The sequence below is a fragment of the Streptomyces gardneri genome, assembly GCF_006539185.1.
GTDB classification, from domain to species: Bacteria; Actinomycetota; Actinomycetes; order Streptomycetales; family Streptomycetaceae; genus Streptomyces; species Streptomyces gardneri.
In genome coordinates, this window is record NZ_BJMN01000021.1 from 102590 (window position 1) to 116808 (window position 14219).

The 14219-nt window shown below is 73.2% G+C and carries 7 protein-coding genes; all 7 read left to right on the forward strand.

The window, feature by feature from the left end:
• Positions 1-141 precede the first annotated feature (141 nt).
• The 7 genes from SGA01_RS17100 to SGA01_RS17130 all read left to right on the forward strand — a co-directional run bounded on the left by SGA01_RS17100 (position 142) and on the right by SGA01_RS17130 (position 14151).
• Entirely contained in the window at positions 142-2280 is a 2139-nt protein-coding gene (locus tag SGA01_RS17100) for a right-handed parallel beta-helix repeat-containing protein (protein WP_141297356.1), read from the forward strand.
• Entirely contained in the window at positions 2277-3137 is an 861-nt protein-coding gene (locus tag SGA01_RS17105; RefSeq protein WP_141297357.1) for a cupredoxin domain-containing protein, read from the forward strand. The genes SGA01_RS17100 and SGA01_RS17105 overlap by 4 nt, the downstream gene beginning before the upstream one ends.
• Positions 3134-4402, forward strand: a complete 1269-nt coding sequence (locus SGA01_RS17110) for a hypothetical protein (RefSeq protein WP_141297358.1) — start codon at positions 3134-3136, stop codon at positions 4400-4402. Before SGA01_RS17105 ends, SGA01_RS17110 begins: the two co-directional genes overlap by 4 nt.
• Before the next feature lie 315 nt (positions 4403-4717).
• Positions 4718-9625, forward strand: a complete 4908-nt coding sequence (locus SGA01_RS17115; protein ID WP_141297411.1) for an RICIN domain-containing protein — start codon at positions 4718-4720, stop codon at positions 9623-9625.
• Positions 9626-9793: 168 nt separating this feature from the next.
• Positions 9794-11116: a hypothetical protein gene (locus SGA01_RS17120; protein WP_141297359.1), complete on the forward strand. Its 1323-nt coding sequence runs from the start codon at positions 9794-9796 to the stop codon at positions 11114-11116.
• A 73-nt stretch (positions 11117-11189) separates the two neighbouring features.
• On the forward strand, positions 11190-11819 hold the full coding sequence (locus tag SGA01_RS17125; protein WP_055646415.1) for a TetR/AcrR family transcriptional regulator: 630 nt from the start codon (positions 11190-11192) through the stop codon (positions 11817-11819).
• 127 nt (positions 11820-11946) lie between these two features.
• Positions 11947-14151, forward strand: a complete 2205-nt coding sequence (locus tag SGA01_RS17130; protein ID WP_141297360.1) for a molybdopterin-dependent oxidoreductase — start codon at positions 11947-11949, stop codon at positions 14149-14151.
• Positions 14152-14219 lie beyond the last annotated feature (68 nt).

The window sequence follows — 14219 nt, forward strand, 5'->3', positions numbered from 1 at the left end:
GTCCTGAGCCCGCAAGGGAATCCTATGGATGACCGTAGGATTCCGCGGCGCTCACGTCAACGGGGGCATGGCGGGAGGTGTTCCGGATTGGTGCTGCGCGAGGGGGTCAGAAAAGATGAACAATGCTCTACTCTCACGCGCATGTCCTGGACCCGAAGATTCGTCCTCGCCCTCTCGGTCGTGCTCGCGGCCCTCGCCGGAGCCCTGCTCGCCGCGCCCGGGGCCCAGGCCCACGAGGAGCGGCCCGTCACCTTCCCCGACGGCTCCGGCACCGTCCCGCAGCCCCGCTCGGGCGAACCCGACCTCCTCGTCTGCAAGACCGACCGCGCCGACTTCGCGCGCCGGATATCCGGCTTCCCGGCCCCGGTCAAAGCCCGCAACCTCGCCCTCCTCGACCGCTGCGCGCGCGAGGGCTACCGCCACCTCCAGGAGGCCGTCGACGCCGTCGACCGGCCCGGGATGACGATCGCGGTCCTCCCCGGCCTCTACGAGGAGGAGCCCTCGCTGCCCAAGCCCACCGGGGCGTGCGCCGCGCTGAAGGCCCCGAACTCCTCGCTGGGCTACCAGATCCTCAGCTTCGAGCAGCAGCGGCAGTGCCCGCACAACCAGAACCTGGTCGCGATCCTCGGCAAGAAGAACCTCCAGATCGAGGGCACCGGCGCCTCCCGCCTCGACGTCGTCTTCGACGCCAAGTACCAGAAGCTCAACGGCATCCGGGCGGACCAGTCCGACGGTGTCTACTTCCGCAACTTCACCGCCCAGCGCACCACCTTCAACTCGCTGTACGTGCTCGCCGCCGACGGCTTCGTCATCGACGACGTCCTCACCCGCTGGAACGACGAGTACGGCTTCCTCACGTTCGCCTCCGACCACGGCCTCTACAAGAACTGCGAGTCGTACGGAAACGGCGACTCCGGCATCTACCCCGGCTCGGCCTCGAACATCAACGACGGCCGCGGCTACGACGTGCCCCGCTACTCCATCGAGATCACCGGCTGCCGCAGCCACCACAACATGGTCGGCTACTCCGGCACCGCCGGGGACTCGGTCTGGGTCCACGACAACGAGTTCGACCACAACATGGGCGGCGCCTCCATGGACTCCGCCTTCCCCGGCCACCCCGGACTCCCCCAGAACCACGCCCGCTTCGAACGCAACCTGATCCACGACAACAACCAGAACTACTACCCGTACGTCGCCGACGGCACCTGCGCCAAGCCGCCCGTCGACCGCGGCTACGAACGAGGCGTGGTCTGCCCCCAGATCTCCATGCCCCCCGGCACCGGCATCATCACCGCGGGCGGCAACTGGAACCTCTACGAGAACAACTGGGTGTACGGCCACCAGCGCGCCGCCTTCTACCTGAACGCCGTGCCCGCGTTCATCCGCGGCGAGTCCGACCGGGCCAAGCAGTTCGACACCTCCCACCACAACCGCTACGCCGACAACCACCTCGGCGTCGACAAGGCCGGCAACTCCCGCCCCAACCGCACCGACGTCTGGTGGGACGGCCAGGGCAGCGGCAACTGCTGGCAGAGCGACGCCGGCGCCGCCAGCCCCGGCGCCCTGCCCGGCTGCGGGGAACGCCGCGGCGACGTCTCCGGCGACACCGACCGCCTCGTCGGCGAACCCGTCAAGCTCGCCCAGCTCCTCGTCTGCGCCGACTACAACGTCCAGGCGCGCCGCCTCCCGGCCGGCTGCGACTGGTACGGCGCCCGCGGCCTCCAGCGCGTCGAGACCCAAATCGCCCTCGGCAGCGCCCTCGTCCTCGCCCTGACCGGCACCGCCCTGTGGTGGCGCCGCCTGCGCGGCAACAGGCTCGCGGGCCTGGCCACGCTCGCCGGCCTCGCGGGCCTGACCCTTGACGTGGTCGGCTCGACCCTCGCCCTCACCCCGACGGCCGTCCCGGCCCTCGCGCTGCTCCTCATGGGCGTGTGGTGGACCCTCGTCGGCCTCGCCCTGCGGCCCACCCGCCCCGTCTTCGCCTGGACCACGGTCGCCCTCGGCGCCCTCACCCTGCTCGACGCCTTCGACAAGGCGGTCCTGATGGTCCCGGGCATCCCCCTCAGCCCCGCCTGGTTCCGTCTGCTCCTCGGCGTCGTCTGGGTCCTCTGGGCGGTGATCGCGGCAGGCACCCGCACCCCGCCGACCACCCCCGGTACCGACTCGGACTCCGGCACCGGCACCGACTCCGGTACCGGCACCGAGCCGGGAGCGGATTCCGATTCCGATCTCACCCCCGCCGGTGAGGCCCGGCCCCGCGAGGAGGGAACCGCGTGACACGCACGAGGCACCCGCGTGGGGCGGCGACGCCCCTCGTCTCCCTGGTGCTCGTCCTGGCCGCCGCGATGCCCCTCGCGGGCTGCGGCGGCCCGGCCACCACCCACCACAAGCCCGGCACCACCCACGAGGAGGCCTCCGGGAGCAGCGGCACCCTCCTCCCGGCCCGCGACGAGTCCGGCCACCGGCTGCGGGAGGTCCCCGCGGCGACCGCGCCCACCGTCCGGGTCGAGGCCAGGCCCGACACGGAGGGCGGTTGGAACGTCCACCTCACGGTGGAGAGGTTCCGCTTCACCCCGGACAGCACCGGCGGCGCCGCCCTCCCCGGCCGGGGGCACGCCCGCCTCCTGGCCGACGGCCGGGAGACCGCCCGCCTGTACGGCGCCTGGGGATACGTACCGCCCGGCGTCCGCACCCTGACCGTCCGCCTCCACGCGGACGACCACACGGTCTGGGCCGTCGACGGCGCCCCCGTCCAGGCCACCGTCCGCCTGGACGGCGCCCCCGCCACCTCGGCCCCGCCGACCCCCCGACCGTCGGGCCCAGCCACCACCACGGCCACCGCCGCGCCGCCGAGCCCCCGGCCGTCCGAGACCGGCCGGACCGTCACCCTCACCATCACCGGCAAGACCGTCGAACCACCCCCTTCCCGCATCGAGTTGAAGAAGGGCGAGCGCCTCACCCTCCGCGTCACCGGCGACCGCGCCGACACCGTCCACGTACACGGCTACGACCGCGAAGTCCCCCTCTCGCCCGGCGTCCCCGCTACCCTCACCCTCACCGCCGACCGGACCGGTCTCTTCGAGGTCGAGACCCACGAGTCCGGACTCCTCCTGACCCAGCTCGTCGTCCGGTGACCGGCGCCCTCCTGGCCCACGGCATCGGCTCCCGGCACGACCTCCCCCTCTCGCCCTTCTACGCCTACGCCGGCGCCTTCACCGCACTCCTCGTCTCCTTCCTCGCCCTCGGGCTGCTCTGGTCCACCTCCCGCTTCCGTGGCGAGCTGGCCGGGCGCCCCCTCCCCGCGGCCGTCCAGCGGGTGGCCGACGCGCCGGCCACCCGCACCACCCTCCGGCTCCTGGGCGCCGCCCTCGCCCTGCTGGTACTCCTCCACCTCCTCCTCGGCCCCGACGACCCGGACCGCAACCCCGCGCCCGGCGCCCTCTACGTCCTCCTCTGGGTCGGACTCGTCCCCGCCTCCCTCCTCCTCGGCCCCGTCTGGCGCCTCCTCAACCCGCTCCGCACCCTCCACGCCCTCCGCCCGCCGAGGAATCCGCGCCCGGTGCCCGCCGCCGTCGGCATCCGCCCCGCCGCCGCCGGGCTCCTCGTCTTCACCTGGCTCGAACTCGTCGCCCCCGACAACACCTCCACCACCACCCTCCTCATCGCCCTCGCCGTCCACACCGGTGTCCAGCTCCTCGGCGCCGCCCGCTACGGCGACCGCTGGTTCGCCCACGCCGACCCCTTCGAGGTCTACTCCTCCCTCCTCGCCCGCCTCTCACCACTCGGCCGCCGCGCCGACGGCCGACTGGTCCTGCGCTCCCCCTTCCACGGCCTCGACTCCACCCCGCAGACCCCCGGTCTCGTCGCCACCGTCTGCGTCCTCCTCGGCTCCACCGCCTACGACGGCCTCTCCGACAACCCCCGCTGGATCACCACCCTCCAGACCTCCTCCCTCGACCCCACCCTCACCGCCACGCTCGGCCTCCTCGCCGTCGTCGCCCTCGCCGCCGCCTGCTACGGACTCTGCGCGGGCGCCCTCCGCCTCATGGACCGGTCCCTCACCACACCGCTCACCTCCTTCGCCCACTCGCTCCTGCCCATCGCCCTCGGCTACCTCGTCGCCCATTACTTCTCGCTCTTCGTCACCGAAGGGCCACGTACAGTCATCATGGCAGCGGGTACTGACAACGCCCTCTCGCCCGCCCCACCGCTGGGTCCCGGCGGCCTCGCGACCCTCCAGGTCGCCGCGATCGTCACCGGTCACGTCCTCGGTGTCGTCGCCGCCCACGACCGCTCCGTCCGGCTCTTCCCACCCGCCCGGGCCGTCGCGGGCCAACTGCCGCTGTTCCTGCTGATGATCGCGTACACCCTCGGAGGCATCGGGCTGCTCATCGCCTGACCCCCCGACGTCGAAGAACCATCAGTAACCCTCTTGAACAAGGGGGTTGGGCTGAGGCTATGGTGATCCCCGCGCGCCCGGCGGAGCCTGACCACTCCACGACGGCGCGCACATCACCGGCGGCCGGGGGGACAGCGCCGCCACGGGGAGGAACGGAACCGCCGTGCCGCGACACCGGCTCGTCGTACCCGGATCACCGGGACGCCGATCCGTCGCGCCCGCCTGATCCGCGCGCAGAGTTCCGGACTCTCCTGAAGGACGTCCCCACCGTCCTCGTTCCACACGAAGGATCCACTCTTGCGTTTCAGACCAGGAATGCTCATACCTGGATCACGGTTGTCCGCGATCCTCACCCCTCTCACCACCTCCGTGGTCGGCCTCGCCGTGCTCGGCGGCATGGCCGTCCAGCCCGGCACCGTCGCCCCGCGCATGGCCACCGTCGGCAACGACTACGACTGGTACGACGACACAGCGGCCGAGCAACTGCGGCAGGACCAGTGCCTGATGGCCGAGGTCCTGCGCATGGGCGGACCCGCCATGGGGGCCGTCGCCAAGGGCGGGCTCGACCTGCCGCCCGAGGGCCTCCACACCGCGGCCGACCGCAAGTACTGGCAGGACACGCCGCTCGCCACGGCGTTCAAGCAGGACAAGGCCGCCGCCGACAAGGAACTGGCGGACATCTACGCCCTCCGCGAGAGCTGGAAGAAGCCCGTGTACGGGCTGACCACTCCGGCGGGCATCAACGACGCCACCTTCCACTGGCCGCCCGGCATCAGCGAGGGCGAGGACTTCCACACCCAGACCGGCCTGACCAAGTGGATCGCCGACCGGTACTGGAAGGACGAGGGCGACTTCTACGTCGATCCCACGCCGAAGGCCGACGAGAAGACCCGCAAGGCCGTCACCGACCTCGGCACCCCTCTCTACGGCACCCCTCCCAACCCGCAGACCAGCACCGACTGGTACCGCGACGGAGCCGAGCACGAGGGCTTCAAGTGGCTGAAGGAAGCCACCTTCGAGCCCACCGGCAGCGACAACGCCCGGCTCTTCCTCGCCGCCGGCGGCTTCCCCCGCAAGGCCCCCACCCCGGGGACCGCGGAGTTCCGCATCGCCGTCGAGGACATGAAGACGCGCTACTCGACCTGCGCCTGGCGCGACGCGATCGACCCGAACAAGGTCCTCGGCCCCGTCGCCGAAACGGCCGCCGCCGAGTGGCAGCAGGAGATCGCCGCCCAGGCCGCCCAGCGGAACCGGGTCGTCAGCGCGAGCGTGAGCGCCACCAAGGCGCTCGCCACCGGCTCGCGGGCGCTCGGCCAGATGCTCGGCCACTCGTGGGTCGCCGACCACCTCACCCGCTGGCAGGACCACTGGTCCGCGGGCGGCGTCGGCTGGATCGGTGACGCCGAGTCGACGATCGAGCTCAAGGCCGCACCGGGCAAGTGCCTGGAGTCCCAGGGCGGCGGAACCGCCAACGGCACCCCGGTCCAGGTCTACACCTGCAACGGCGGCGCCGGGCAGAAGTGGCGGATGGAGGGCGACGACCACGGTCTGCACCTGCGCAACGTCAAGTCCATGACCTGCCTCGACGTCGCGGGTGGCGGCACGGCCGTCGGCACGAAGATCCAGCTCTACACGTGCAACAGCTCCCCGGCGCAGACCTGGGCCTACACCCCCCGCGCCACCACCGCGCTGAAGGGCGTCGGCTCGGGCAAGTGCCTGAACTTCCCGACGTACGACCTCGGCAAGGACGCGCTGCTCGCCACCTGCAACAGCACCGGCCCGCAGCAGCTCACCATCAAGCCCTCCGGCAACAAGGGCGAGGTGCAGCCCAAGGCCCACTTCGACCAGGCCACGAAGGGCATCGCGGACGCCCGCGCGGGCGCGAAGGCCCAGCTGCTGGTCATCAAGCAGCAGGCCGCAGCCGTCGCGGCGGCCGTGGCCGCCTCCGACGCCGCCGAGAAGGCCGCGTACGACATCGCCGACGCCCAGGGAGTTCCGCGCGGCCGCGGCATGCTGGTGGGTCTGCAGAAGGCCCAGGTCACCAAGGGCATCTCCGCCGCGCTCACCGCGATGGTGAAGGCCGGCGAGACCGCCGAGGCCGCCACCAGGGCCGCCGCCGCGGACAGCGAGACGATCGCGCAGCGCGCCCTCGCCCAGGCCTCCCTGTCGAAGGCCGAGTTCCGCAAGGAGGCGGCCCACGCTGCCGAGCTCCAGGCCAAGGCCGCCGCGGACGGGGCCAAGCTCCAGCGCGACACGGCCAAGAAGGAGAAGGAGACCGCCGAGGCCAAGCTCGCCGTCGCCCTGAAGGCGGAGGCCGACGCGAAGGCCGCCGCGGCCGACGCCCACGCCCGCAGGCTGTCGGCGGAGGCGGAGGAGAAGACCGCAGAGAAGGAGAAGCTGACCGCCGTCGCCAAGCAGGGCGAGGCGGCCCAGCACCGCAAGAACGCCGAGGCGGAGGCGGTGAAGGCGCAGGACGCCAAGAAGCTCGCCGAGTCCGCCGAGGGCACCGCGGTCGAGAAGAAGAACGACGCGGTGAAGGCCAAGGACAAGGCCCGCGAGCTGCGGGACGACGCCTGGGCCGCCGAGCAGCGGGCCGACGCCGCCCGCGCCAAGGCCGACGCCAAGGAGGCCTACGCCCAGGCGCACAAGGCCGACGAGCACGCCCAGGCCTCCCGCGAGGCAGCCGACACCGCGGACACGCACGCCGACGCCGCCGAGGCGGCGGCGGGCCGGGCCCGCGGCGAGGCCGACGCGGCGACGGAGGCGGCCGCCGAGGCGGACGCCGCCGCCGACCGTGCCGAGGCAGCCGCAAGCCGGGCCCGCGCCGACGCGGACGCGGCCCAGGCCGCCAAGCTCCGGTCCGAGGCCGCGGTGGCCACCGCGACCAGCGCCGTGGCCGACGCCCTGGAGGCCTCGAAGCGTGCCGCCGACGCGGCGAAGACCGCGCTGCAGCTCGCCGACGAGGCGGAGGCCAAGGCCAAGGAGGCCAAGACCCACGCGGACGAGGCGAACAAGGAGGCCGGCAAGGCCCTGGCCGCCGCCGCCGAGGCCGCCGGCTTCGCGCACGTCACGGCCCAGGCCGCGGTCGACGCGGGGAACTCCGCCGCGCAGGTCGCCCAGCCCGCCAACGACGCGATCCAGCTCGGTTCCCCGTACGTCACGACCGACTCGGCCGCCGGCCTGGTCGTCCTGACCGGCCAGGCGTCGAAGACGATCGCCGAGCAGCAGAAGGCCGTCGCCGACACCCACGCCGCGAACGCGAAGGACGAGGCGGCCGCCGCCAAGGCCATCGCGGACGCGGCCACCGGCGAGGCCAAGCAGGCCTATGTGCACGCCGCCAACGCCGCCGCCCACGCGGCCGACGCGCGCACCTACGCCAAGGAAGCGCTCGGGTACGCGGCCGACGCCGCCCGGACCGCGGCCAAGGCGGCCGAGTCCCTGGCCCGTACGGTCGAGTGGGACCGCCAGGCCGGCGTGGACGCCGAGGCCGCCGACAAGGCGGCCGGGCGCGCCGAGGGCCACGCCAGGTCCGCCCGCGAGTCCGCCGACCAGGCAGCCCTTGACGCCCAGGGCGCCCGCGACGCGGCAGCCGCCGCCGAGCAGGCCGCCAAGGACGCCCGAGCGGCGGCCGACCGCGCCGACGCCGCCGCGACCCAGGCCGAGGAAGCGGCCAAGGACGCGCTGCGGTACGCCAAGGAGGCACAGCAGGCGGCCGAGTCCGCCGCCCGCAAGCAGGCCAACCAGCAGATCGCGGACGGCGCGGGCACGGGCGGGGTCGGCGGCACGTTCTTCGTCGTCGACGAGAGCACCCTCAACGTGACCGACTCCAAGCAGCGGGCTCCCTGCGTCCTGGAGCCCGGCTGGATCGGCTGCACGGTCACCTTCGACGTCACGTTCGACGTCGAGGTCGACTTCTTCATGTGCACCAACCCGAACGTGCCGGCCACGGCCGCGGGTTGCCCGTCCGAGGACACCCTGCAGCTCCAGCGGCAGTCGTTCAAGGGACTGAAGAAGGAGGTCACCCGCTACTTCAGCAAGTGGGACCTCATCCAGGAGACGATTGTCTACAAGGTCCTCAAGGCCGCCCTGCTCCAGGACTTCATCGACTGCTGGAAGGGCAGCGCCGGCGGCTGTGCCTGGGCCGCGAGCAACTTCATCCCCGGCAAGGCGTTCGCCAAGGTCGGAGAGGCGATCACCGCCCTCCACGCCGCGCTGAACACCGGGATCGGCGTCCGGGACGCGTTCAACACGCTCAAGGCACTCGACGGGCTGGACCCGGCGACCCTCGTGCGGCTCGAGAACACGGTCAACCTCTACGAGGACCTGCTGACGTCCTGCGCGCGCAACAGCTTCCCGGGAACCACCCGGGTGCTGATGGCGGACGGCAGCCACAAGCCGATCGCCGACGTGCGCGTCGGCGACCGCGTCCTCGCGGCGGACCCGGACAGCGGCGAGCGACGTTCCCAGACGGTCTCCGCGACCTACGCGCACGACACCGACCGGCTCGTCGACATCACCTTCGCCGACGGGTCCGTCCTGACGAGCACCGCCGGACACCGGGTGTACGTCGAGGGGCGCGACTGGACGCTCGTCTCCGAGCTGCGCACGGGCGACGCCCTGCGCGCGCCCGACGGCTCCCTGCTCGCCGTCACCGGGCTGCGGGACCGCGCGGGCCTCGCTCCGCGCGAGGTCCACGACCTGACGGTCGAGGGCCTGCACACGTTCTACGTGCGTGCCGAGGGGCAGCGGGCGAAGGACCTCCTGGTCCACAACTGTGCGAAGCTCACCGACGAGCTCGAGTTCCCCAACAGCGGGGCGCACACGATCCGCCGTCACGTCGACGTGACGCCCGAGAAGGCCAAGCAGTTCGCGATCGAGAACGGGAGGAAGAACCTGGCGCCGGTCAGCAGCGTCTGGACCAATCAGGACGTCGCGCAGGACGCGGTCAACGCCGTCATCCAGTACTACTTCTTCCCGCAAGGGAACAGGCGGGACGCCAGCTTCACGGCCTTCGACAACTTCCTCCACAAGCGGGGTCAATGGCGGAACAAGGACGAGTTCCCCATCTTCGGCACGTACGACGGACACTCCCCGCTCGGGAAGATCTACGACGACCAGGGCAATTGGACCGAGGCCAGCAACCGGGTCAAGGTGGTGCTGAAGAGGCTTCCGCGACAGGACGGCCACGACGGATTCATCGTCTTCACGGCGCATCCGCTCTGACGGCTCCCCTCGGCGCACGCAGGCCGATGGACGAGAACCGATGCACGGAGGCCGGTGACCTGATCACGGGTATCACCGGCCGAGCATGACGACGGGCCCGCTCCGGTCACGGAGCGGGCCCGTACGGCGTGGGACGCGGAAGCCAGAGGAAGCGAGAGGAAAGTGGGCATGGCAAGACAACGCGAGGCGTACGGAGCCTTCTACGAGGGGGACTTCGGCCTCAGCGCGCTCGCCGCGCGCCTCCACGCCTCCACCGGGCCCGTCGACCCCCCGACGGCGCTGGGCCTCGCCGCGGACGTGGCCGGGCTGGGCGACGGGGAGGGTGCCGTCGAACTCGGAACGGACGTACGGCTCCTGCTGGAGTCCGCCGTCCCCGACGAGGCGCTGCGCACGGTGTGGCGGGCGGCCACGGGCGGACGGTTCGACCCGGCCGAGCACGGCACGGACGTCCGCGGCTGGCTGCGCCGGCTCGCGGAGCGGTACCCGGCCCGCGTACGGGAGGCGGTGCCCCGACACTGGTCCCTCCTGCCACCGCCCGTGATCGACGAGGCGGAGCTGCGTGCGGACGTCGTCGCCGAGATCCGGGCGTCGGCCGCCGAGGGGGGCGCCTTCACTGACCTGCCGTTCGCCGGCCTTCCGGGAGCGCTGGAGGCGATCGCCGAGGAGGCCGACGCGGACCTCGCCCTCCGGCTGTACCTCCGGGTCCTCAAGACCCGGCGCGTCACCGTCGGCAAGCCGCAGTTCGACCGGCTGGCGGCGCTCGACGAGCGCCTCGCGTACCCCGGTCCGCTCCTGTACGACGACCTCGCCGTGCGGTGGCCGCCCGTGGACCCCGCCCGCCGGGACGCCGAGGGCGACTTCGGCCTCACCGAGCTCGCCTTCCGCTTCGCCGGTCCGTGGCACGAGGACGTGCCGCGCCAGGTCCTGGAGCGGGCCGTCGCCGCCGACGAGGCCGGGCAGACCCCGGGCTCCGCCGCGGCCGCACTCCTCCAGGACGCCCTCCGGCTCCTGGAGTCCCCGGTGCCCTCCGGCACGATCGTCACGGTGTGGGGCGCCGCGTCGGAACAGGGGTACGACATCGAGCGGGCGGGTCTCGACGGGAGGGCGTGGCTCCGGGCGGTCGCCGCGGCCTGCCGCGACCACCTCGCCCTGGTCGCCCCCGGCTATGAACCCCGTACGGTTCCGGTCAGGGCCGAACTCGCCGGCGCCGTCCTGGACGTGCTGGGGGAGTCGGCACCCGGGCTCGCGGGCCGGACCGTGAGCCCGCACGCGCACCCGCTGCCCGCTCCGGTCGTGGCCGAGGCCGTCGCGCGGGTCGTCACCGAGGCCGACCCGGACCTGGGCTTCCGGCTGCTCGTCCGCCTCCTCGCGGTCCTCGCCGTGCCGCTCACCGAGGAGCGGTACGCCCGCTTCCGCACCCTCGCCGAGCGCTTCGGCCACGGCACCTGGCACGTCTCCGAGGCCCTGGAACTCCTCGTGCGGCAGGAGTGAGCGCACCGCCCGGGCCGCGCGGGCCGAGGTCCGGGCCGCCCGGGCCGTCCCCTCCCGCCCGATGGGCGGCATCATGGACCCCGTGCCCCAGTCCCACGCCCCCGCCCCGTCCACGCTCCGCCGCACGCCCGTGCAGCAGCGGAGCGCCGAGCGGCTCGCTCGGATCCTCGACACCTGCGCCGAACTCCTCGACGAGACCGGCTACGAGCAGCTGAGCACCCGCGCCGTCGCCGCCCGCGCCGGTGTCCCCATCGGCTCCGTCTACCGCTTCTTCGACAACAAGCGGGCCATGGTCGCCGCGCTCGCCCACCGCAACCTCGACCGGTACGCCGAGCGGATCGCCGCCCACCTCGACGCCACCGCCGAGCCCGATCCCCACGGCGCCATCGACGGGGTCCTCGACGAGTTCATCGCCATGAAGCGGACCGTCCCCGGCTTCGCCCTCGTCGACTTCGCCGTGCCCGCCACCGAGGAGACCGGCGAGGACCCCAACGCCCTGGTCGCGGAGCGGATCTGCGACCTGCTCGCCGCCCACCTCGGCCGCCCCGCCGACGAGGCGCTGCGCCGCAAGGTCCGCGTCGGTGTCGAGACCGCCGACACCCTGGTCCGGCTCGCCTTCCGCACCGCCCCCGAAGGCGATCCCGCCGTCATCGACGAGACGCGGCAGCTCCTCCACGCCTATCTCGCGCCCTCCCTGTCGTAACGGTCCCCGCCGCAACCCCGCCCGCTGTATCCCGTCCCGCCGTAACCCTCCCGGGCATGCCTACCGGTCGGTATGCTCGCGGCGGGCCGATGCCCCGGCCCCGACCGTCGGCCTCCCGGGAGACGCCATGCCCACCGCCCCGCGCATCTGCCCCCTCTGCGAAGCGACCTGCGGACTGACCCTGACCCTCGACGGCTCGCGGGTCACGGGAGCCCGCGGCGACCGGGACGACGTCTTCAGCCAGGGGTTCATCTGCCCCAAGGGCGCAGCCTTCCCCGAGGTCGACGCCGACCCGGACCGGCTCCGCCGCCCGCTCGTCCGGAAGGACGGCCGACTCCAGGAGGCCACCTGGGAGGAGGCGTTCGACACGATCGCCGCCCGGATCAGGCCACTGATCGAGGAGTACGGGCCGGACTCCGTGGGTATCGTCCTCGGCAACCCCAACGTGCACACCATCGCCGGCGCCCTCTATCCGCCCCTCCTCATCGGCGCCCTGCGCACGCGGAACCTCTTCACCGCGTCCACGCTCGACCAGATGCCCAAGCACGTCTCCAGCGGCCTGCTGTTCGGAGACCCCTTCGCCGTGCCCGTCCCGGACCTGGACCGCACCCACCACCTCCTGATCCTCGGCGCCAACCCGCTGGACTCCAACGGAAGTCTGTGCACCGCCCCCGACTTCCCCGGCCGGCTCAAGGCGCTCCGGCGGCGCGGCGGCACCCTCACCGTCGTCGACCCCCGGCGCACCCGCACCGCACGCCTCGCCGACCGTCACGTCGCCATCCGCCCCGGCGCCGACGCACTCCTCCTCGCAGCCCTCGTCCACACCCTCTTCGAGGAGGGCCTCACCGACCTCGGCCCGCTCGCCGCCCAGGTCGAAGGCGTCGAGGCGGTACGGGCCGCGGTCGAGGAGTTCAGCCCCGAGGCCGTCGCCGCCGTCTGCGACGTGGACGCCGCCACCGTCCGCACCCTCGCCCGCGAACTGGCCGCGGCCCCCTCCGCCGCCGTCTATGGACGGATGGGCAGCTCCACCGTGGAGTACGGCACCCTCGGCAACTGGCTCGTCGACGTCCTCAACGTCCTCACCGGCAACCTCGACCGGCCCGGGGGCGCGCTCTTCCCGCTCTCCGCCACCGCGCCCGCCCCCCGCCCGGCGGGCCCCGGCAGGGGCTTCGCCCTCGGCCGCCGGCACAGCCGGGTCTCGCACCACCCCGAGATCAAGGGGGAGTTGCCGCTTGTCGCGCTCGCCGAGGAGATCGAGACACCGGGCGACGGGCGCATCCGGGCGGTGATCACTATCGCCGCCAACCCCGTCCTCTCCGCCCCCGACGGGAACCGGCTCGACGCGGCCCTCGGCTCCCTCGACCTCATGGTCGCCGTCGACCCGTACCTCAACGAGACCACCTGTCACGCCGACGTCCTCCTGCCCCCGCCGCCACCCTCCCGGAGCGCCCACTTCGACTTCGCCTTCAACGGCTTCGCCGTCCGCGACCAGGCCCGCTACACCCCGGCGGCCGTCCCCCTCGAAGCGGACGGCATGGACGAGTGCGAGATCCACGCCCGGCTGATCCTCGCCGTCTCGGGCATGCACGGCGCCCCGCCGTCCGCCGTCGACGAGCTCGCTGTCGAGACCACCCTCGCCAAGGCCGTCACCCAGGAGCACTCACCGGCGTACGGCGCGGACCCCAAGGAGTTCGCCGGCCGGCTCACCGGAACCACCGGACCCGAGCGCCGCCTCGACCTGATGCTGCGCCTCGGCCCGTACGGACTCACCCTCGACGAGCTGCGGGCGCACCCGCACGGCATCGACCTCGGCCCGCTCAAGCCGCGCCTCCCGCAGGTGCTCAAGACTCGCAGCGGCCGGATCGAACTCCTCCCCGCGCCCCTCGCCGCCGACCTGCCCCGGCTGCGCGCCGCGCTGCACGCCGTACCGGCCCCGGGCACCCTCCAGCTCGTCGGCCGCAGGCACCTGCGCTCCAACAACAGCTGGCTGCACAACACCCCGGCCCTGGGCGGCGGCTCCAACCGCTGCACCCTCCAGGTGCACCCCGAGGACGCGGTCCGGCTGCGGCTCGCCGACGGCGACCTCGCCAGGGTCACCGGCGAGGGCGGCGCTCTCGACGTGCCCGTGGAGGTCACCGAAGGGGTGCGTCCCGGCGTCGTGAGCCTCCCGCACGGCTGGGGCCACGACCGGCCCGGCACGCAGCTCGCCGTGGCGGCCGCCCGCCCCGGTGTCAACGTCAACCAGCTCCTCGACGGCTCCCGGATCGACCCCCTCTCCGGCACGGCCGTCCTCAACGGCTTCCCCGTCGATGTGGCACCCACCCCGTCGTGACCTGGGGTTTTGCTCGTATTGCTCACGCATCAACATCTTGTTAACGGCAGAAGAGGGCACCTACCGTC

Coding starts and splice junctions, on each gene's coding strand:
- SGA01_RS17100 (WP_141297356.1), top strand. CDS start 142: ATGTCCTGGACCCGAAGATTCGTCCTCGCCCTCTCGGTCGTGCTCGCG.
- SGA01_RS17115 (WP_141297411.1), top strand. CDS start 4,718: ATGCTCATACCTGGATCACGGTTGTCCGCGATCCTCACCCCTCTCACC.
- SGA01_RS17120 (WP_141297359.1), top strand. CDS start 9,794: ATGGCAAGACAACGCGAGGCGTACGGAGCCTTCTACGAGGGGGACTTC.
- SGA01_RS17125 (WP_055646415.1), top strand. CDS start 11,190: ATGGACCCCGTGCCCCAGTCCCACGCCCCCGCCCCGTCCACGCTCCGC.
- SGA01_RS17130 (WP_141297360.1), top strand. CDS start 11,947: ATGCCCACCGCCCCGCGCATCTGCCCCCTCTGCGAAGCGACCTGCGGA.